18 protein-coding genes and 1 riboswitch are annotated in these 20,378 nt (G+C 71.4%); of the genes, 12 read left to right on the forward strand and 6 right to left on the reverse strand.

Going from position 1 to position 20,378, the window contains the following annotated elements; translation table 11 throughout:
- Positions 1 to 13: 13 nt before the first annotated feature.
- The 3 genes from asnB (at position 14) to OHT51_RS37385 (ending at position 4,181) form a co-directional block, all read left to right on the forward strand.
- Positions 14 to 1,840, forward strand: coding sequence for an asparagine synthase (glutamine-hydrolyzing) (asnB, locus tag OHT51_RS37375; RefSeq protein ID WP_328883320.1), 1,827 nt, complete (start codon positions 14 to 16; stop codon positions 1,838 to 1,840).
- Positions 1,841 to 1,852: 12 nt separating this feature from the next.
- A complete protein-coding gene (locus tag OHT51_RS37380) occupies positions 1,853 to 3,115 on the forward strand; it encodes a cytochrome P450 family protein (protein ID WP_328883321.1) in 1,263 nt (420 codons plus the stop codon).
- 94 nt (positions 3,116 to 3,209) lie between these two features.
- The gene (locus OHT51_RS37385) at positions 3,210 to 4,181 is read left to right on the forward strand and encodes an isocyanide synthase family protein (protein WP_328884563.1); all 972 of its coding nucleotides are present in this window, start codon (positions 3,210 to 3,212) and stop codon (positions 4,179 to 4,181) included.
- Here the strand turns inward: OHT51_RS37385 and OHT51_RS37390 are convergent.
- Genes OHT51_RS37390 through OHT51_RS37400 form a run of 3 tightly spaced genes read right to left on the reverse strand, consistent with a single transcriptional unit; the run spans position 4,151 to position 6,997 of the window.
- Positions 4,151 to 5,149, reverse strand: a complete 999-nt coding sequence (locus OHT51_RS37390; protein WP_328883322.1) for an ABC transporter substrate-binding protein — start codon at positions 5,147 to 5,149, stop codon at positions 4,151 to 4,153. The two genes, OHT51_RS37385 and OHT51_RS37390, sit on opposite strands and share 31 nt — an antisense overlap.
- Positions 5,150 to 5,174: 25 nt before the next feature.
- Positions 5,175 to 5,942: an ABC transporter ATP-binding protein gene (locus tag OHT51_RS37395; protein WP_328883323.1), complete on the reverse strand. Its 768-nt coding sequence runs from the start codon at positions 5,940 to 5,942 to the stop codon at positions 5,175 to 5,177.
- A gap of 2 nt (positions 5,943 to 5,944) precedes the next feature.
- Positions 5,945 to 6,997, reverse strand: coding sequence for a FecCD family ABC transporter permease (locus OHT51_RS37400; protein WP_443052747.1), 1,053 nt, complete (start codon positions 6,995 to 6,997; stop codon positions 5,945 to 5,947).
- A gap of 364 nt (positions 6,998 to 7,361) precedes the next feature.
- Here OHT51_RS37400 and OHT51_RS37405 point away from each other — a divergent pair, with 364 nt between their 5' ends.
- The 9 genes from OHT51_RS37405 to OHT51_RS37445 all read left to right on the forward strand — a co-directional run bounded on the left by OHT51_RS37405 (position 7,362) and on the right by OHT51_RS37445 (position 16,131).
- Positions 7,362 to 8,087, forward strand: coding sequence for an ankyrin repeat domain-containing protein (locus tag OHT51_RS37405; protein ID WP_328883325.1), 726 nt, complete (start codon positions 7,362 to 7,364; stop codon positions 8,085 to 8,087).
- Positions 8,088 to 8,295: 208 nt separating this feature from the next.
- A complete protein-coding gene (locus tag OHT51_RS37410; RefSeq protein ID WP_328883326.1) occupies positions 8,296 to 9,693 on the forward strand; it encodes an FAD-binding oxidoreductase in 1,398 nt (465 codons plus the stop codon).
- A 114-nt stretch (positions 9,694 to 9,807) separates the two neighbouring features.
- Positions 9,808 to 11,256, forward strand: a complete 1,449-nt coding sequence (locus tag OHT51_RS37415; protein WP_328883327.1) for a cytochrome — start codon at positions 9,808 to 9,810, stop codon at positions 11,254 to 11,256.
- Positions 11,257 to 11,454: 198 nt separating this feature from the next.
- Positions 11,455 to 12,933 carry an MFS transporter gene (locus OHT51_RS37420; RefSeq protein ID WP_328884564.1) on the forward strand — a complete coding sequence of 493 codons (1,479 nt, stop codon included), beginning with the start codon at positions 11,455 to 11,457 and terminating at the stop codon, positions 12,931 to 12,933.
- Positions 12,934 to 12,991: 58 nt separating this feature from the next.
- Complete coding sequence (locus OHT51_RS37425; RefSeq protein WP_328883328.1) at positions 12,992 to 14,185, forward strand: esterase-like activity of phytase family protein; 1,194 nt, start codon at positions 12,992 to 12,994, stop codon at positions 14,183 to 14,185.
- Between the two features lie 258 nt (positions 14,186 to 14,443).
- Positions 14,444 to 14,638, forward strand: a complete 195-nt coding sequence (locus OHT51_RS37430; RefSeq protein WP_328883329.1) for a hypothetical protein — start codon at positions 14,444 to 14,446, stop codon at positions 14,636 to 14,638.
- A gap of 203 nt (positions 14,639 to 14,841) precedes the next feature.
- Positions 14,842 to 15,033, forward strand: coding sequence for a putative ATP-grasp-modified RiPP (tgmA, locus tag OHT51_RS37435; RefSeq protein ID WP_328883330.1), 192 nt, complete (start codon positions 14,842 to 14,844; stop codon positions 15,031 to 15,033).
- 13 nt (positions 15,034 to 15,046) lie between these two features.
- The gene (tgmB, locus tag OHT51_RS37440; RefSeq protein ID WP_328883331.1) at positions 15,047 to 16,003 is read left to right on the forward strand and encodes an ATP-grasp ribosomal peptide maturase; all 957 of its coding nucleotides are present in this window, start codon (positions 15,047 to 15,049) and stop codon (positions 16,001 to 16,003) included.
- A complete protein-coding gene (locus OHT51_RS37445; RefSeq protein ID WP_328883332.1) occupies positions 16,000 to 16,131 on the forward strand; it encodes a hypothetical protein in 132 nt (43 codons plus the stop codon). The genes tgmB and OHT51_RS37445 overlap by 4 nt, the downstream gene beginning before the upstream one ends.
- Before the next feature lie 14 nt (positions 16,132 to 16,145).
- Here the strand turns inward: OHT51_RS37445 and OHT51_RS37450 are convergent, their stop codons facing one another.
- The 3 genes from OHT51_RS37450 to OHT51_RS37460 all read right to left on the reverse strand — a co-directional run bounded on the left by OHT51_RS37450 (position 16,146) and on the right by OHT51_RS37460 (position 20,350).
- Complete coding sequence (locus OHT51_RS37450; protein WP_328883333.1) at positions 16,146 to 17,651, reverse strand: C40 family peptidase; 1,506 nt, start codon at positions 17,649 to 17,651, stop codon at positions 16,146 to 16,148.
- Between the two features lie 56 nt (positions 17,652 to 17,707).
- Positions 17,708 to 17,885, reverse strand: a riboswitch (cyclic di-AMP (ydaO/yuaA leader).
- A 142-nt stretch (positions 17,886 to 18,027) separates the two neighbouring features.
- Positions 18,028 to 19,086, reverse strand: a complete 1,059-nt coding sequence (locus tag OHT51_RS37455; protein WP_328883334.1) for an NAD-dependent epimerase/dehydratase family protein — start codon at positions 19,084 to 19,086, stop codon at positions 18,028 to 18,030.
- Between the two features lie 70 nt (positions 19,087 to 19,156).
- The gene (locus tag OHT51_RS37460) at positions 19,157 to 20,350 is read right to left on the reverse strand and encodes an enolase C-terminal domain-like protein (RefSeq protein WP_328883335.1); all 1,194 of its coding nucleotides are present in this window, start codon (positions 20,348 to 20,350) and stop codon (positions 19,157 to 19,159) included.
- Positions 20,351 to 20,378 lie beyond the last annotated feature (28 nt).

A 20,378-nucleotide genomic window follows, 5' to 3' on the forward strand; every position in this document is an offset into this window, starting at 1 on the left:
TCCAGGAGTCCCCATGTGCGGAATCACCGGCTGGGCGTCCTTTCACCAGGACGCCCGCAGCCAGGCCCCGGTCATCGAGGCCATGACCGCCGAGCTCACCCGGCGCGGCCCCGACGCCGGGGGCGTGTGGCTGGGCGAGCATGCCGCGATCGGCCACCGCCGCCTCGCGGTCATCGACCTCGAAGGCGGCGTACAGCCGATGACCGACCGGCCGAACGAGCCGACGACCGTGCTGAGTCACAGCGGCGAGATCTACAACCACCACCAACTGCGCGCCGAACTCCGAGGCCGCGGGCACGTGTTCCGCACCCGCAGCGACACCGAGGTCGTGCTGCGTGCCTACGCCGAGTGGGGCGAGGCGGTGGCCGAGCACCTGGACGGCATGTTCGCGTTCGCGATCTGGGACGAGCGCGCCGAACGGCTGCTCCTCGTCCGCGACCGGCTCGGCGTGAAACCGCTGTTCTGGGCGGCCGTCGACGGAGGCCTGGCTTTCGCCTCCGAGCCCAAGGCGCTTTTCCGGCACCCCGAGATACGGCCCCGGGTGGACGCGGACGGGCTGCGTGAGGCGTACAGCCTGCTGTTCAACACCGGGCCGACGGTGTGGTCCGGTGTACGGGAGGTCGAGCCGGGCGGGCTGCTCGTCCTGGACCGCGACGGCATCCGCGAGCGCCGCTACTGGCAGCTGGAGGCCGGTGCCCACCACGACGACCAGGACGTCACCGTGGACCGGATCAGCAGCCTCGTCGGAGCGGCCGCCCGCGGCCAGTTGGAGGCCGACGTCCCGCTGTGCAGCCTGCTGTCCGGCGGCATCGACTCCACCGTGCTGACCGGCCTGCTCGCCGACGAACTCCGCCTGCGCGAGGGGCCCGACGCCCGTATCCGCTCCTACGCCGTCGACTACAGCGACCAGGCCGAGCAGTTCACCGGCGACGTCCTGCGCACCGGCCACGACACCCCGTACGCCATCGAGGCCGGCGCGTTCATCGGCACCGACCACAGCACGGTCGTACTCGACCCGCGTGCGCTGCTCGACCCCGAGTACCGCAAGGCCGTGGTCGTCGCCCGTGACTCACCGGTCGGCGTCGGCGACATGGACACCTCGCTGTACCTGCTGTTCGGGGAGATACGGCGGCACTCCACCGTCGCCCTGTCCGGCGAGGCCGCCGACGAGGTCTTCGGCGGCTACCCCTGGTTCCACAACCCCAGGGCGCTGGCCGCCGCCACCTTCCCCTGGCTGCTGGTCACCGGCGATGAGGCGGCCATGCCGCTCAACCCCGAACTCGACCTGCGCATCGGCGAGTTCCGTGACGACACCTACCGCGACGCCCTGGCCGCCGTCCCGCACCTCGACGGCGAGACGCCCACCGAGCATCGGCAACGCGAGATGCAGCACCTGTCCCTCACCCGCTGGCTGCGCCAACTCCTGCACCGCAAGGACCGGTTGAGCATGGCCCAAGGTCTGGAGGTCCGCGTCCCCTACTGCGACCACCGGCTCGTCCAGTACGCGTTCGACACGCCCTGGGCGCTGAAGAGCTTCGACGGCCGCGAGAAGAGCCTGCTGCGCGCCGCCGGAGCGGGACTGGCTCCCGATTCGGTGCTGCAGCGTCCCAAGAACCACTACCCGGCCACGCACCACCCCGACTACAACCGCGGCCTGCAGGACCTGGCCCGCGATGCCCTGTCCGTCGAGCAGGTCCGGGCGCTGGCCGACGAGACCCGCATCAAGCCCTGCCTCGACACCCCGCCCGAGCACCTGGAGTGGGGCCACCGCCTCCGCCTCGAACGCGTCGTCGACCTCGCCCTGTGGCTGGACCACCACCAGCCCGAACTCGCCCTCTGAGGAGCCTCATCCATGACCATCCAGGAGCCCCTTCCGGCCGTGGACGCGCAGCCGCTCACCGACCCGGTCCCGCTGAAGGGGTGCCCGTACAAGGCCGACCCCTATCCGTTGTACGAGCGGATGCGCGAGGCCGGGCCGGTCCACCGGGTCCTCTTCCCCAGCGGCGTACAGGCCTGGCTCGTCACCGGATACGACGCCGCGCTCGCCGCGCTGAACGACGACCGGCTCGGCAAGAACCACGACCGGGGCAACGACCGCTGGCGGGCCCGCGCCTCGATCATGCCCGAGCCGCAGCACTCGCAGCTCCAGGTCCATCTCCTCCACCAGGACCCGCCGAAGCACACGCACATGCGGCGCTTCGTGACGGACGCCTTCACGCCACGCCGAGTCGAGCAACTCGTGCCCCGGTTCCAGGAGTTGGCCGACGCGCTCGTCGACGCGCTCCCGGAGGCCGGGCCCGCCGACCTCGTGGCCGGCTTCGCCGCCCACTTCCCGTTCCGGGTCCTCGCCGAAGTCATCGGCCTGCCGGGGGAGTTGGCCGCGGGCTTCGACCGCGACTGGGGCAAGGTCGTCCAGCCGGTGGGGCCGACTGACCCGGGGCGCCCGCTGTACGAGGCCCGGCTGAAGGGGCTGCAGAGCTACATCGCGGAGGTCGTCGCCCACAAGCGGGAACACGCGGACGAAGACCTGCTCAGCCGCCTCGTCGTGGCCCGCGACCAGGGAGAACTGTCCCAGGAGGAGCTGGACTCGATGATCTTCCAGCTGCTGGTCGCCGGCCAGGAACCGGTCACGAACCAGATCACGACGGCCCTGATCGCCCTGTTCCGCCACCCCGACCAGCTCGACCGGCTGCGCGACGATCCCGCCCTCATGCCTCGCGCGGTCGAGGAACTCCTGCGCCACGACAGCGCCTTCGAGCTGACCACCTGGCGCTTCTTCGACCAGGACAGCGACCTGCACGGCACCGGGATCCCAGCCGGCGACTCCGTGATCGTCTCCCTGTGCGCGGCCAACCGCGATCCGCGCCGCTTCGACGACCCCGACGCACTCGACCTGGACCGCTCGCCCAACCCCCACCTCGCCTTCGGCCACGGCATCCACTTCTGCCCCGGCGCCGCCCTGGCCCGCGCCGAACTCCAGATCGCCCTCGCCACCCTGCTGCGACGCCTGCCCGGCCTGCACCTCGCCATCGGCGACGAGGACATCGAGTGGATCCCGGCCGTCCTGGGCCGCGGCACCAACCGCCTGCCCGTCGGCTACGACCGACGGCTGTGAAGCCGATCTCCGGCTGAGCCGAGCCCCCCCACCGACAGCGCCTCACCCGCCGAGGCGCCCTTCCGCCATGCCCGCACGCCCCCGGAGGAACGACATGCCGCTGATGACCGCTCCGGACACAGCGCCCACGACCATCGGCGCCGAGCTCCTGAACCTGCTCCTGCCGCACCACCGCACGACCGACCCGAACCGCGCCTCGGCCGAGGACTTCCCGCATCAACTGCACCGGATCACCGACTTCGTCCGGGAGGGTGCTCCCGTCGTCCTCACGCTGCCCGGCTTCCCCTGCAAGTCGCCCAACCCCGCCAAGACCCTGGGGCACCTCCCCGACATGGGCGAACGCCTCTCCCTCACCTTCCTCGACTCACTGTGCGGCGAGATCGAGAAGATCCACCCACCCGGCGCCCGCGTCGTCATCTGCTCCGACGGCCACGTCTTCGGTGATCTCATCGGCGTGCCCGATGACCGGATCGACGCCTACTCCGACGAACTGAAAGCGCTCATCGGCAAGTTGAGCCTGACGCGCCTCTCCGTCTTCGACCTGCGCGACGTTCTCGGCGACCTCCCCCACGACGTCAAACGCGCCCACGTCCACGACCGCTACGCCCCCACCCTGGACGCCCTGCGCGCCGAGGTCCGCGCCGACGCCCCGACCCTCGCGCTCTACCGCGGCATCACCCGCTTCCTCGTCGACGACACCGCCGGCTTCACCGGCACCCGTTCCGCCCTCCAACGCGAGTGCCGGAGGCGGGCGTACGGCGTCATCCAGCGCAGCCGGGCCTGGGGCGAGCTGATCGCCGAGCATCACGCGCACGCCGTGCGCCTGTCGATCCACCCCCAGCCGGCCGGCGCCCCCAAGTTCGGCATCCGCCTCCTCGACGCCCCCGACGCCTGGACCACCCCGTGGCACTCCGCCGCCCTGCGCGAGCCGGACGGCAGCTGGACCCTGATGCCGCGGGCCCGCGCCCAGCGGCTCGGCCGCATGGTCCACCGCGACGGCAGACCGAGCCACTTCGAGCGGTCACGCGACGACGGTCAGCGCTCCTTGGCCACCTTGCGCAGATAGGTGCCGAGCCGGTCGACGGCCGACGGATTGCGGGGGCTCTCGACCAGGTCGACGTAGTCGAGGACGAAGATCTTCTTGTGCTTGACGGCGGAGACGTTGCGCAGGGGCGCGTAGGAGAGCAGGAACTTCCTCTTCTGCTCGGCGCTGACGTCTCCGTAGTCGCAGATCACGATGACGTCCGGGTCGCGCTCCACGACGGTCTCCCAGCCCACGGTGGTCCAGGAGTCCTCGAGGTCGTGCATGACGTTGACGCCGCCGGCCTCGCTGATGATCTGCTCCGGGGCGGCGTAGCGGCCGGAGGTGAACGGCTGGTCCTGTCCGCTGTCGTACAGGAACACCTTCGGCCGGTCGGCCGGCTCGGGTGCCTTCGCCCGCACATCGGCGATCTGCCTCTTGAATCCGGCGATCAGCGTGGCGGCCCGCTTCTCGACGCCGAACAGCTTCCCGAGGTTGGTCAGGTCGGCGTACAGGGCGTCCAGGGGAGGCATGATGCCGCGCGCGGTCTCCGTACGGCCGTTGTGGCAGGACTCCGTGAGGACGTACGACGGGATGCCGAGCTTCTTCAGGGCGTCGGGAGTGAAGCCGCCGTCCTCACGGAAGCCGTAGTTCCAGCCGGCGAAGACGAGGTCGGCGCGGGCGTCGACGACGTTCTCCTTGGTGAGCTGGTCCTTGGACAGCCACCTGACCTTGTCGTAGCCGCCCTTCCACGGCACGGAGCTCAGATCGCCCTTGTCGTCGGGCATGGCGAACCCGGCCATGCGGTCCTCCAGGCCGAGGGCGAACATCAGCTCGGTGATGCCGACGTCGTTGGTGACGACGCGCTCGGGGACCTTGTCGTAGGTGACCTTGCGGCCGCAGTTGGTGAGAGTGACGGAGGCGGACTTCGCGTCCGTGGACGACTCGACGTTCGCACCGCAGCCGGTGGCGGCGGCCGCGAGGCAGAGGGCGGCGGCGAGCAACTTGCGCATGGGGTCCTAACTGGGATTCACAGGGTCACTGGACGGGCGGGAGGAGATCGAAAAGGAGCTGGAGCGCGCCCGTTTCCGGGTGCCGCACCTGATGGGCGCGCACCCCGAACACGTCGGCGAGCAGGGCAGGCCGGAGCACGTCGTGCGGTGGCCCGCAGGCCACGACCCGGCCGCCGTCGATGACGTACAGGACGTCGCAGTGCGCCGCGGCCAGGTTGAGGTCGTGCAGCGCGGCGAGGACGGTGAGGCCGCTGCCGCGCACGAGCGCGAGCACGTCCAACTGGTGCGCGATGTCCAGGTGGTTGGTGGGTTCGTCGAGGACCAGCACCCGCGGCTGCTGGGCGAGTGCTCGGGCGATCAGGACGCGCTGCTTCTCACCGCCGGACAGGGTGAGCAGCCCCCGGTCGGCGAGATGCGTGACGCCGGTGCGGGCCATGGCCTCGTCGCACAGGGCGCGGTCCTGTGCGGCCGTGCGGTATCGGTGCGGCAGGCGTCCCATCGCGACCACTTCGGCGACGGTGAAGTCGAACTCGGTGGACGACTCCTGCGGCAGCGCCGCCAGTTCCCGCGCGGTGGCCCGCGGATCCATCGCGTGCAGGTCGGTCCCGTCCAGGCGGACGACTCCCCGGGCCGGGCGCAACGCCCGGTACACGCAGCGCAGCAGCGACGACTTGCCGCTGCCATTGGGGCCGACGAGCCCGACGAACGCACCACTGTCCGCGGCGATTCGGACGTCCTCGACGAGCCGGACACCGGCGGCCTCGACCGTCACGTCCTCGATGTCGAGCCTCATCGTCACCGGCCTCCGAACGCGTAGCCGCCCCGCCGCATCAGCAGCAGGAAGGCGGGGACTCCGACCACGGCGGTGATCACACCGACGGGCAGTTCGGCGGGGGCGAGCAGCAGGCGTGAGAGCAGGTCCGCCCACACCAGCAGCACGGCCCCGGCGAGCGGCGCCACGGCCAGCACCCGCCGGTGATCGGCGCCGACCAGCATCCGTACGACATGCGGCACCATCAGTCCGACGAACCCGATGGCGCCGCTGACCGCGACCACCGTTCCGGTGACGGCGGCGGTGACGAGGAACAACTCCCTGCGCAGCCGTGCCGGTCGGACGCCGAGCGCGGCGGACGTCTCGTCCCCCATCGCGAGGGCGTTGAGCGCCTCGGCACGCCGGCGCAGCCACAGCCACCCGGCCGCCACCGTCACGGCGGCCAGCGGCACCTGGGCCCAGGTCGCCCCGCCCAGGCTCCCCAGCAGCCACATCATCGCCGAGCGGGCGGCCTCGCCCCGGGCCGCGCCGAACACCATGACGGTGGTGACGGCTTCGAAGCCGTACGCCAGTGCCGTCCCGGTGAGGATCAGCCGCAGCGGGGTGAGCCCGTGCGGCGACCGGGCCACGGCGTACACCAGTGCCATCGCCGCGAGCGCCGACGCGAAGGCGGACAGCGACAGTGCCCAGACCCCGAGCCCCGCGAACGCGCCGAGCAGGATCACGGCGTTGGCGCCCACCGCGGCGCCGGAGGAGATGCCCAGCACGAACGGGTCGGCGAGCGCGTTGCGCACCATCGCCTGCACCGCCACGCCGACGGCCGCGAGCCCGGCCCCGACGACCGCGCCGAGCACGACCCGCGGCAGCCGGATCTCCCAGACGATCGTGTACGCGGCGACGTCCTGGCCGGCGATGGTCCCGCCGGTCAGCCCGGCCCCGAGCAGCCGCAGGACCTCACCCCACCCGATCCCGGCGGCTCCGAGCCCCACACCGCACAGGAGCGAGACGAGCAGGAGCAGGACCAGGCCGGGGACGAGGGACACCACGGACAGCCGTGACGGGCCGGATCTCGGTATCGGCGTCCGGGGCGGACTTCGGTGCACGGGCGGGCGGTCCTTCGCCTGGGGCCGCCTGTGAACGTCGAGCAGGGAGGCAGCCCGTACGACCGTGCAGGCCGCGCGGTCCCCTCTCGCAGTCCGCGGCGAGCAGTCAACGGGTCGCACCCACCACGGGCGATCGGGCTCACGCGACGGACCGCACAGGTCCCCACGCACACCGTTGCGGGTCAGCGCCGGACTCTCACCGGACTTCCCCCGCGGGAGGCCCGGGGAGCGTAACAGAGGGGCGCCCGGAGGCTGCGGGGCAGGGCCGCCGTGCGGAGCCGGGCGAGGCGTTGTCAGTCGGGCGTGTTATGCAGGTGGGGACCTGGGAGGTGACCCGATGTTGATCGATACGACCGCTCCGCTGGCCCGTGCTTCCGTCGAAGCGATCCGGACGGGCAACGCGGCGGCGTTGCAGGACCTGCTCACCGCGCATCCGGGACTGGCGACGGCGCGGGTGGGCAACATGAAGAGCACCCGGACCCTGCTGCACGTCGCCACCGACTGGCCCGGCCACGTGCCGGGCGGTCCCCGCACGGTGACCGCGCTGGTCGACGCGGGCGCGGACGTCAACGCCCGGTTCACCGGCGCGCACCGCGAGACCCCGCTGCACTGGGCGGCCAGCAGCGACGACGTGCCCGTCCTCGACACCCTCCTCGACCTCGGCGCGGACATCGAGGCCGACGGCGGGGTCATCGGCGACGGCACGCCGCTGGCGGACGCGGTGGCCTTCGGGCAGTGGCGGAGCGCACGGCGGCTGGTGGCACGCGGCGCCCGCGCCAACCTGTGGCAGGCCGCCGCCCTCGGCGAAGCAGACCGGGTAGCCGCGTGCTTCACGCCCGAGTCCGAGCAGCCGGCCGCGCAGGACATCACCGCCGCCCTGTGGTGCGCCTGCCATGGCGGACAGCAGGGGATGGCCGACTACCTGCTGCGACGCGGCGGTGACGTCAACTGGATCGGCTACGACCGGCTGACCCCGCTGGACGCCGCCGAGCGCTCGGGCCACCCCACGCTGGTCGCGTGGCTGCGCGATCAAGGGGCGAGGTCCGCCGAGGAGTTGGTCTGACACCGGGCGGACGAGGAAACCTACGTCTGCCGCCGACGTGCGGCCGTCCATCGCTGGGTGAAGACTGAGATATGGCGGGGCCGCTGTGCCTTGCCGACATCGACACGAGGTGCGAACGGACCCGCGCACCACGCCCCCGCTGCCCGCCCGGACGTCAAGCGCCGTCATCCGTCCGCGGCTCACCGTAGCCACACAGAGGGGTCCGGACATGGGCGGCATCAACGGAACGGCACTCGAAAGTCTGCGTGAGGCAGTGCGGGGGCCCGTCATCACGGAACGGGACCCGGGCTACGACGCGGCCCGCAGCATCTACAACGCCATGATCGACCGACGCCCCGCGGCCTTCGCGCAGTGCGTGGACGCGGCGGACGTGCGGGCCGTGCTCTCCTTCGCCAGGGAGACCGGGGTCGAGCTCGCGGTGAAGGGCGGCGGCCACAGCGGACCCGGCCTGTGCCTGGTCGACGACGCGCTCGTCCTCGACCTGTCGACCATGCGCGGGGTGCGCGTCGACCCCGCCGCGATGACGGCACAGGTCGCCGGCGGCGCGCAGCTGGGCGACCTGGACCACGCCGCGCACACCTTCGGCCTGGGTGTGCCGGCCGGCATCATCTCGATGACGGGCGTGGGCGGCCTCACCCTAGGCGGCGGCCACGGCTATCTCACCCGCAAGTACGGCCTGACCATCGACAGCCTCCAGTCCGCCGACGTCGTCCTCGCCGACGGAACGTTCGTCACCGCCTCCGAGGAGGAGCACCCGGACCTGTTCTGGGCGCTGCGGGGCGGCGGCGGGAACTTCGGCGTCGTCACGTCGTTCAATTTCCGGCTGAACCCGGTGGACACGGTCGGGGTCGCGGTGACGGTGTGGCCGGTCGACCGCACACCCGAAGTGCTGCGCTGGTACCGCGAGTTCCTGCCCGCGGCACCGCAGGACCTGTACGGCTTCTTCACCGTCTTCGTGATCCCGCCCGGGCCGCCGTTCCCCGAGCCGATCCACGGGCAGAAGATGTGCGGCGTCGTCTGGTGCTACACGGGTGACATGCAGGGCGACCGCCTGGAGCAGACGCTGACCGCGGTGAACGAACCGGCGCCGCCGGCCTTCCACTTCACCACGCCCATGCCCTACCCCGCGCTGCAGGGCATGTTCGACGAGCTGATCCCCAAGGGCTACCAGTGGTACTGGCGCGGCGACTTCTTCGACTCGATCTCCGACGCGGCGATCGAGGTGCACCACAAGTACGGCCAGAACATCCCGACCGCGCTGTCGCTGATGCACCTGTACCCCGTGGACGCGGCGGCCCACGAGGTCGGCCCCGACGACACGGCCTGGGCCTACCGGGACGCCGTCTGGTCCGGAGTGATCGCCGGGGTCGACCCGGACCCCGCCAACGCCGATCTGATCCGGCAGTGGAGCGTCGACTACTGGACCGACCTGCACCCGCACTCCATGGGCGGCTCCTACGTCAACTTCATCGGCGAGGCCGAGAGCACGGACCGCGTCCGGGCCACCTACCGCGGCCACTTCGACCGCCTTGCCGCGACCAAGCACACCTACGACCCGGACAACTTCTTCCACGCCAACCAGAACATCCCGCCTACGGGCGGCTGACGTCCGCCGCCCCCGTCGTGCACCCGTGCGGGACCGCTGGGGTAGGGTCCCGAGCGTTGTCGGCTACTGGCTGGTAGTACGCCGGTGCGGGGAGTGTCGGAGGGCGGGGGGACGATGGAATCCCAGGTGGGCGAGAGCGGATCCGTGGACGTCGACGGCACTCGCCTGGAGGAGATGACTCCCGAACCCCTGCTGACCCGCGACTACGACACGCGCCCCTCGCTCGTGTACGAACGCCTGCGACAGCAACACGGGCCCGTCGCACCGGTCGACCTGCTCGGCGTGCCCGCCTGGCTCGTCCTCGGCTACCGCGAGGCGCTGCGGGTGCTCCAGGACGACGACGGCTGGCCGAAGGGGCTGGAGAACTGGCGGGCCCGCACCGACGGCGAAGTGCCCGCCGACTGGCCGCTCGGGCCGTCCCTGGAGGTCAACCACGTACTGATCCAGGGCGGCCCCGGACACCAGACGCTGCGCACGGCGTGGGACGCGGCGCTCAAGCCGTTCCAGGACCCCGGCAACCCGCAGGCCAAGCGGCTGAAGGCGGCCGTCACCGCCTACGCCGACGACCTGATCACCTTGGTCGGACAGGGCGGCGGCACGGGCGTGGCCGACCTGTCCGCGCAGTTCTCCCGGCCGCTGCCGCTGATGGTGGCCAGCCATCTGCTCGGCTTCCCCGGTTCCCAGGGCGACGACGCCCTCATGGACATGTGGCGGGTCCTCGACGCGGGCCCGGACGCGGAGCCCGCCCTGGAGCGGCTCCTCGCCACACTCGCCGAACTGGGGGCCGCGAAGCTCAAGGCGCCGGGGGACGACTTCCCCTCCTATCTGCTGGCCGCGCATCCCGGACTCTCGCTCGACCAGCTGGCCCGTGAGCTGTTCATGCTGCTCGGCATGACCTCCGACCACGTCGGCATCCTCATGTCCAACACCGTGGTCGAGGTCATCTCCTCGGACGGCGACGGCGGCGTGCGCGCCAGCCTGTCCGCCGGGATGATCAGGGAGACCATGAACCGGGTGGTCATGCGCAAGCCGCCGCTGGTGAACTTCGTACCGCGCTTCGCCGCCGAGGACACCGCGCTCGGCAACTACACGATCCGCGCGGGCGACCCGGTGTGGATCTCCTCCGCCGCCGCGCACGCCGACCCGCTCTTCGCCGGCCATGTCGCGCAGGGCAGCACGATCAGCACCCGGGCGCACCTGTCCTGGGGCGCGGGCCGCCGCCAGTGCCCGGCCCGCGAGCTGGCGTCGACGGTCGCTGCGGTCGGCGTGGCCCGGCTCTTCGAGCGGTTCTCCCATCTGGACCTCGCCCTGCCGGCCGACCAACTCCCGTGGCGCTCCTCGCCGTTCATGCGCGGCCTGCGCTCGCTGCCCGTACGGTACGAACTCGCCGCGACGCCCCAGCGCGGGCCCGCACAGCTGACGGCATCGAGGTCGGCACCGGGCACGACGCCCGGCATGGCACCGGCATCGGCATCGGACGACGCGATGCTGCCGGACCGGTCGGCACGGCAGCGCTCCTCGCTGTGGCGCTATCTGACGGGCCTGATCCGCGGCGCTCGCTGACCTGCGTGTGCCGCGGCGGCTTCGCCCGGGCCTGTGATCGACTGGAGGCCCGTCCGGCAGCGGCGTACCGTCGAATGGTGGCGGGAACCAGCCACCGAACCCCCGTCACGGCGCGATGCCATGAGCAATCCCGAGCCGACACCCCAAGCACGGACCACCCCGCAGGACACGGAGCGGAGCGAGGGCCGTGGCAGCGGTATGGCGCTGCTGGTCATCGCCTCGTGCCAGCTGATGGTGGTGCTCGACATCACCATCGTGAACATCGCCCTGCCGGAGATCCAGGCCTCGCTCGACTTCTCCACGACGAGCCTGTCGTGGGTGGTGAACGCCTACACGCTCACCTTCGGCGGACTGCTCCTGCTCGGCGGCAGGATGGGCGACATCCTCGGCAGACGACGCGTGTTCGTCTTCGGCGTGCTGCTCTTCGTCCTCGCCTCGCTGCTCGGCGGACTGTCCCAGAACTCGTGGCAACTCCTCGCCGCCCGCGCCCTGCAGGGTGTCGGCGGCGCCATCGCGTCCCCGACCTCCCTCGCCCTGATCAGTACGACCTTCCGTGAAGGGCCCGAACGCAACCGGGCGTTCGGCGTGTTCGCCGCGGTCTCGGCGGGCGGCGGCGCGATCGGACTGCTGGCGGGCGGCATGCTGGTCGAGTGGCTCAACTGGCGCTGGGTGCTGTTCGTCAACGTGCCCATCGGGCTGCTGATCGTCCTCGCCACCCCGCGCTGGATCCGGGAGTCCGAACGCCACCCCGGGCACTTCGACATCGCCGGCGCGCTGACCTCCACCATCGGCATGGTGCTGCTGGTGTACGGGTTCATCCGGGCCGCGCAGGACGGCTGGCGGGACGCGCTCACCCTGGGCTCGTTCGGGGCGGCCGTCGTCTTCCTGCTGTTGTTCGTCCTGGTCGAGCAGCGCTCCAGACAGCCCATCACGCCGCTGCACATGTTCGCCGACCGCAACCGGGCGGGCACGTACGGCATGATGCTGAGCCTGGCCGCCGCGATCTTCGGCATGTTCTTCTTCCTCACGCTCTTCGTGCAGGACGTGCTGGACTTCAGCCCGCTGCAGGCCGGCCTGGCCTTCCTGCCGGTGAGCGCGGTCATCGCGGTGGGCGCGGGGATCGCCTCGCAGCTCCTGCCGAAGTACGGGCCCAAGCCGTTCATGGTGACGGGCGCGATCCTGGCCGCCGCGGGTCTGTCCTGGCTGACCCTGACCGACATCCACTCCACCTACCTGGGCAGCATCCTGGGCCCGATGCTCGTCTTCAGCCTCGGCATGGGCATGGAGTTCGTGTCCCTGACCCTGATGGCACTGTCCAACGTGACCACGCAGGAGACCGGCGCGGCCTCCGGACTCCTCAACGCCACCCAGCAGGTCGGCGGCTCCCTCGGACTGTCCATCCTGGTCACGACGTTCGGCACGGCCAGCAGCAACGAGGCCGACAAACAGATCCCCGCGTTCCTGTCCCAGGCGACCCCGCTGGAGCGGCTGCGCTTCGAACGCACCGGGCAGCTGCCGTCGCTGTACGCCGACGAGATCCTCACCTCAGGCGTCTCCGCCGCCTTCGTCGTGGCCGCGATCTTCACGGGCATCGCCGCGGTGATCGCCCTCCTCGTCATCCAGGTCCGCCCCTCCGACCTGGAGCGGCTCCAGGGCGGTGGGATGCCGACGCCCTGAACCGGCAGGACGTCTGTCGTTGGCACATCCGTCACTCGGTGCTCTTACCGTGCCCGCCATGAGAAGAACCTCGATCATGGTCAGCGCCGCGGTGCTGACCGTCTCCCTCGCCTCTCCCGCCGTGGCCGACCGGGGCGGACAGGACTTCGGCCGGGCCACGCTGACCGGCTTCGCGTCGCTGCCGGCCGAGACGTTCGTGCCGGGCAGCGAGCCGTCCGGCTCGGCGATCGGAGCCGGCCCCTTCAACGGGATCGCGGCGCCGTTCGCACACCAGCCGGTGCAGGGCTTCAGCGGTGTCGTGAACCGGCGTGACGGCACCTTCGACGTGCTCTCGGACAACGGGTACGGCAACAAGGCCAACAGCGCCGACTTCCTGCTCCGCGTCCACCGCATCAAGCCGGACACGCGGACCGGCAAGGTCCAGGTGCTCGGCGGGCTCAACCTGAGCGACCCCGACCGCCACGTGCCGTTCGCGCTCACGCGGGCCGACCGGGTGCTCACCGGCGCCGACTTCGACGTCGAGTCGATCGTGCGGATGCCGGACGGGACGTACTGGATGGGCGACGAGTTCGGCCCCTGGCTGCTCCACTTCTCAGCGAAGGGCCGTCTCCTGGAGGCTCCCATCGCGCTCGACGGGGTGAAGGCTCCGGAGAACCCGTACCTGAACGGCGCCCAGCCGAACATAGCGAGCAGCAAGGGCTTCGAGGGCATGGTCCGCTCCGTGGACGGCCGTCGCCTCTACCCGCTCCTCGAAGGCACGGTGACCGGCGACACCCCCGGCGACCTGCGCTTCAGCGAGTTCGATCTGCGTAAGCGCGCGTACACCGGCAAGCGGTTCGTCTACCGGCTGGAGTCGACCGCGAACGCCATCGGCGACGCCATCGCCGTCGACCGGCACCGCTTCCTGGTCATCGAGCGCGACGGTGGACAGGGCGACACGGCCCAGTTCAAGCGCATCTACCTGGCCGACACCCGGGACCGCGACGGCGACGGCCTGATGGACAAGACCCTCGTCGCCGACCTGCTGGACATCGCCAATCCCAAGGGGCTCGGCGGCTTCGGGAAGACCTTCCGCTTCCCGTTCCAGACGATCGAGGACGTGAACCTCGTCGACGACCGCACACTGGCGGTCCTCAACGACAACAACTTCCCCTTCTCGTCCGGCCGTACGGCGGGCCGGGCGGACGACAACGAGTTCATCACCATCCGGCTCCCGGCCCCGCTGCACGCGGACAGGCGCGCGTTGCGCTGAAGGCCGTGAGGCCGCCGGCCGGTCGAGCGGGTGACCGGCCGGCGCGGGCGCTCGACCAGCGCGTGCCGGAGCCGCAGATCCTATGATCGGCCCGTGGACACCGCCGATCGCGACGCCCAGCGTCTGCCCATCGCCCAGTGGAGTGCCGCAAACCGGCTCCGGAAACTGGGGTAACAACTGTTCCTGGAGCACCAACCGAACGTCAGCTGGCGGGAGTTCGCCAGGTACGGCGCCAATCCGGGGACGCAGGTCCTGGCTGTGACCCTCACTCTCGAGGACGGCCGCGAGATGGTGTGCAGCCTGGTGGTGGGGATGTCTCCGGAGGCGTTCTCCGTCGAGTCGGACATCGGCGTCGACGACCCGGACGCCGAGAACGGCTACCGCTCCCTGCTGGAGATCCCGGAGGCCCTCGCCGACTCGCTCGACGCGTTCATTCCGCTGCTCGACCACTAGCTGGATCAACTCGTCGAGGCGGTACCGCGATTGCTGCGTGAACTGCGAGCGGGTACGCCCAAGGCCTGACGGGTTCAGAGGCCTTTGGGTTTCCTGTGAAGGGTGTGACTACGTTCACGCCGATGTGGCGGAAAGTGATGAATTCCTTACGCAAGCGGCGCGTAAGTGACGGTAATTCAGACAACACGCCACGGAGGTTTAAAGTGCAACCGTTCACCCTCAAGTACGCCTTTCCCAAGGGGATCTCGCTCGCGGTGACGCCGTATCACTTCGACCCGGCCCGGCAGCTGAACGTGCTGCCCGACGGACGCCCCGCCGTCAGTGACCCGGACCTCCTGCTCGCGGTCGGCACGACGACTTCGACCGCGGGCTCCGCGACCCACTTCGACGACTGACGAACGTGCGCGCATGACCGTACTGATCCTGACGTCCGAGGAGGACGTGACCGCCGACATGGTGGTGGCCAGGCTGCACGGGACGGGGACGCCCGTGATGCGGTTGGACCCCGCCGACCTGCCGGGCAAGGCCGTGCTGTCCGCCGACTACGCCCACGGCGACTTCGACGGCCACCTGTCCGTCAATGGACATGTGCTCAGCATGGGGGGCCTGCGCTCCATATGGGTTCGCAGGCCCGGCGAACCGGCCGCGCACGCCGCCCACCCCTCGGAGTGGCTGACCGCCGAGACCCGGCAGGCGCTGTACGGGATGCTCCACTCCGCCGCCGCACGGTGGATGAACCATCCGCGCAACGCCGACCAGGCCCGCCTGAAACCCTGGCAGTTGAGGGTCGCCCACCTCAGCGGCTTCGCCGTGCCGCCTACGGTCTTCACCACGTCCCCCCGGCTGGCACGGGAGTTCGCCGAGAAGTACCGGGACGTGGTGGTGAAGTCCGCCTCGGGACCGCCGCCCGGCAACCCCGCACTGACCCTCCCCACGACCCTCGTCGGCCCCGACGCGGACTTCTCCGCCGTCGCAGCCGGCCCCGCGCTGCTCCAGCGGTACGTCTCCAAGCGGGCCGACATCCGGCTGACCGCCGTCGGCAGCCGGATGTTCGCCGCCCGGAAGACCGCCGAACCCGGCCAGGTCGACGGACGCTACGGCGACACCGGGCACCCCTGGGAGCCGGTCCCGCTTCCCGACCGCATCGGCAAGGCGGTGCACGAGTACGTCACCCTCGCCGGACTGGCGTACGCGGCCTTCGACTTCGCCGAGGACGAGGACGGCATCTGGTGGTTCCTTGAGTGCAACCAGAGCGGCCAGTTCGGCTTCGTCGAGCTGGAGACCGGGCAGCCGATCGCGGAGGCGGTCGCCCTGTGGCTGGCCCAGCGCAGGCCGGGCCGCCGGGCGTCCGAAGGGCCGGGGTGAGCCGGGCGCCGCGAACCGCGCCCTACGCTGCCTTCGTCGACCTCGCCCTGCCCGATGTCCAGGTGCTGGACGCGCTGCGGTTTGCCGTGCAGCGGCGGGGCACGAGCGGGCCGGCCGCCCCGCGCTGATGCGTGACGGCGGCTCAGGCGGGTCGGATCACGCTGTGGATCGCCGCCTCCCCGGCGTAGTAGATCGACTCCTCGCGTATGGAGGCTCCCGGGCCGGGGGCGTGGATCATCGTGCCGTTTCCGGAGCAGATGCCGACGTGGCCCGCATGGAACAGGACCAGGTCGCCGGGCTCGGCGTAGGTGACGGCGATGCCTCGGCCGGCGGTCGCCTGTTCCGGTGCGGTGCGGGGGAGGGCGATGCCTGCCGCCTTCCAGGCGGCCTGGGTGAGGCCGGGTCCGTCGTAGGCCTCCGGGCCGGTCGTGCCCCAGACGCAGGGCTTGCCGAGCTGGGCGCGGGCGAAGTCCAGGGCGCGCACGGCCCGGGTGTCCTGCGGGCCCGTTGATGTGAGGGCGGCGCTCGGGTCGAGGAACTGGTCCGTGCCGAGGACCGGGCCTGCGGCGGTGGTTGCCGGATCTGGGATTGCGGTCCGGCCCGTGGCGAGGGCCTGGCTCGCGGTGAGTGCCGGGAGTGGGTCGGTGAGCGGGTCCGGCGTGGTGAGTGCCGGGAGGGGATCGGTGAGCGGGTCCGGCGTGGTGACGGCCGGGAGTGGGTCGGTGAGCGGGTCCGGCGTGGTGGTCCAGGTCGCCGGCGCGGCCCAGGCCGGCGTGCGGGCTGGGACCGCGGTGAGGTCAGCGGGCCCCTGTGCCTGCAGCGCCTGCCATGGTGCGTCGGCCGAGGGCTGTGCCTGGGTCGGCGCAGCACCCCAGGTGTCGGTGACCGGCGCCGCTTCGATCGCCGCGAGCGGGGCGCTCTGCCGCGCGGTGTACGCGGACAGCAACGCGCGTGCCCGGTCGAGCTTGCGCTGGTTCTGCTCCTTGGTCGTGCGCAGCGCGGACCGCTGCTGCGGCTCGGCCGTGGGTTCGGCGGCCGGGGCGGGCAGGGCGAGGGCGCTCCCGGTGGTCGTCTGCTGCGGTGCCTCCGAGGCGGCCGGAAGTGCGGCGGCGGGCCCGGCCGTCAGCTCCGCCACGGCAGCCGTCCGCGGGGCCGTACCGGACGTCAACTCGGCGACCGGCGCGGTCGGCAGCTCCAGGGCGGCTCGGCCGGACGACTCCTGTGCCTGACCGGGGCCGTTCGCCGGGCGCGCGGGCCGCGTCCCGGTGGGGCGGTCGGGCATCCGGTCGCTCGGCAGCACTGCCGGAACGGTCGGTCCCACCTTCGCGCGGGCGGCGTCGAACCACTGCCGCGCGATGGTGTCGAGCGCGGGGTCGCTGCGCCTGCTCTCGTCGTCACGGGGCGCGGCGGCGGGCCGGCGCGCGGTGTCCGTGGGCCGGTTGGCACGCGCTCGCGGCCCCGTCGTCGCCGCGCGGGTGGCGTTGAAGGTCCCCGTGTCGGACTCGGCCTGGTCGTAGAGGGAGCTGACCCGCCGGCTGACCTCCTCGCGGCTCGGTGCCTCGTCCGCGGCCGAAGGGGCTGCGTTGGCCGTCTGGGCGAGCAGGGCCACAGAGGTGAGGGCTGCCGAGGCGAGTGCGGAATTGCGCATGCCAGGGAGGCTCAGAGCCCCCGGACGCGCGGTGCGTTCCGGCGCCATGGGTGACGTACTCCTTCCGTACTCCGCCTACCGAGTTAGCTGACGGGTTCGGGCGGTCGTCTCCGGAAGGTGTGCCCTACGGCCCGTGCCCCGAAGGGCGGTTGGGCCGATTCACCCCAAGTTCGGTTGGGTCCCCGGCTCCAGTGGACCCTTGCGGGCACGCACCGGACTCGGCGGAGGCCGCGCGTCCCGGCGGGGTTCGCCGGAGGTCGTCGTGCGGTCCGATGCGTAACCTAACCAACTTGTGAGCCCCGCGTGAAGATTGACATGTGAAATGTCCGATACGTTTTTGTGACCTTCGACGCTCTGGGTGAGAAAGAGACCGGATTCACTTCGCCGTGCGCTGACTTCGCCACGCTTCGTAATGATCGAGGACCGTCTCCTCGATCGGACGGTAGGTGATGCCCAGTTCGTTCACGCTGCGGCTGTTGTCCACCCGGAACCGGATGCCGAGGTGCTTGCGGATGTAGTCCTGGCTCAGCCCGAACGCCGGACCCAGGACGCGAACCGGCCAGTGCGCCAGCGCGGTGCGCGGGAGGCGCAGGTCACGGGGATGGCGGGCCCGGATCATGCGGGACATCTCGTGGAAGGACGTCATGGTCGGGGCGGCGAGGATGTAACGGCCCTTCGCGTCCGGGTTCTCGGCCGCCGCGATGTGCGCGTCGGCCACCTCGCGCACGTCCACCGTGGTGAAGCTGAAGTCGGGTGCGCCGTAGAAGAAGTAGCCCTTGAAGAGCTCCTCCAGCAGGAAGAGGCTGCCGGACTCGGAGGCCGGGGTGAGGGAGGGGCCCAGGACCAGGCCGGGGTTGACCGACACCATCCGCCAGCGGCCCTGGGCGGCCTCCGCGTCCCAGGCCGCGCGTTCCGCAACCGTCTTCGCGTAGTGGTACGGGTTGTTCTCCACCGTGCTGGTGGTGTTGAAGCAGCGCTCCGTCAGCACCGCGTCGTCCATGGCCAGTACGTCGGCGTAGTCGCCGAAGATCGCACCCACGGTCGAGGTGAGGACCAGCTTCTCCACCGTGGGTGTCCGCTCGATGGCCGCCAGCACATTGCGGGTGCCGAGCAGGGCCGGGTCGACGACGTCCCTGCGGCCGTCCTTGATCTTCTCCGGCATGAGGAACGGCGACGCCACATGGAACACCACCCGGCAGCCGGTCATCGCCTCGTCGAAGGAGCCCTCGGTCAACAAGTCGGCCTCGAACAGCTGGAGGCGGCCCGGATGCGCCTCCTGCATCTCCCGCAGGGGCCGCACCTTCGCCGTGGCGGCCGTACCGCGTACCGTGGCGTGGACCCGGTAGCCGCGCTCCAGCAGCCGTTCGACCAGATGGCTGCCGACGAAGCCGCTGCCTCCGGTGACCAACACGGCCGTCGACCCGTCTGCGCCCACCGTCACTCCTTCTCCCGCACGGAAGCCGGTCGATCACGGTAGCGGCGTTCGCGCGAGAGTGGGCACTGCTTCACCAACGGGGCAGTCGGCCTTCGTACTCCGGCCGGATCCGCCGCATGTAGCCGGTGTCGTCGCGGGAGCGCATCCCGCAGTCCACGTACAGCCCGTGCAGCCGGTCCAGGGTGTCGTGGTCGAGTTCGACGCCGAGACCGGGGCCGGTGGGCACCGCGATCGTTCCGTCGCGCAGCTCCAGGGTCCCGGGCACGATGACGTCGTCGGCCGAGTTCCACGGGTAGTGCGTGTCGCAGGAGTGGTCGAGGTTGGGGATGGCCGCCGCCACGTGGGTCATGGCGGCGAGGCTGATGCCCAGGTGCGAGTTGGAGTGCATCGACAGGGCGATGCCGAACGCCTCGCAGACCGCGGCCAGTTCACGGGTGCGCCGCAGTCCGCCCCAGTAGTGGTGGTCGGTGAGGAGCACCTGGATCGCGTTCTGCTCGATCGCCGGCCTCAGATGCTCCCAGGCGATCACGCACATGTTGGTGGCGAGGGGGAGCGGCGAGTCCTTCGCCACCTCCGCCATGCCGGCGATGGTCGCGGCGGGATGCTCCAGGTACTCCAGTACGCCGTCCAGCTCACGGGCCACGTACCGTGAAGTCACCACCGTCCAGGCCGTGTTGGGGTCAAGTCGTGGCGGCGGCCCCGGGAAGGCCTCCGCCAGCGCCATCATCGCTGCGATCTCCTCGTCGGGCGGGGACACGCCGCCCTTGAGCTTGAACGAGCGGAAGCCGTACCGCTGTTGCATCAGCCCGGCCTGCTCGACGATCCCGGCGGGGTCGAGCGCCTCGCCCCAGTCGTCGCCGACCGACGGGCGGCCGTCGAGGGCCGGGTGCTCGGCCCACTTGTAGGAGAGGTACGCCGCGAAGGGCACGGCATCCCGGACCTTGCCGCCGAGCAGGTCGCTGACCGGGCGTCCGAGGAGCCTGCCGTGTGCGTCGAGGCAGGCGACCTCCACCGCCGAGGTGGTCCAGCCGCGCTCGTGGGAGCTGGGCACGGCCGGCAGCAGGGCGGCGTCGATCGCGGCCCCGACGGCCGTCGCGTCGAAGACGTCCATGCCGACGACGACCTTCGCCGCTGTCTGCAGCCGCTCCAGGCGGGCGACGCGGGCGGCGTCCACGAGCCGCTCGCCCTGCGCGTCATCCCGGTCTGGAGACGGTCCGCGCATGAGCCCCACCGTCGGCACCCGGATCCGCGAGCTGATCGTCACCCCGATCGCCTTCCGCGACCCGCCCCTG

The organism is Streptomyces sp. NBC_00299 (assembly GCF_036173045.1).
Taxonomy (GTDB): Bacteria; Actinomycetota; Actinomycetes; order Streptomycetales; family Streptomycetaceae; genus Streptomyces; species Streptomyces machairae.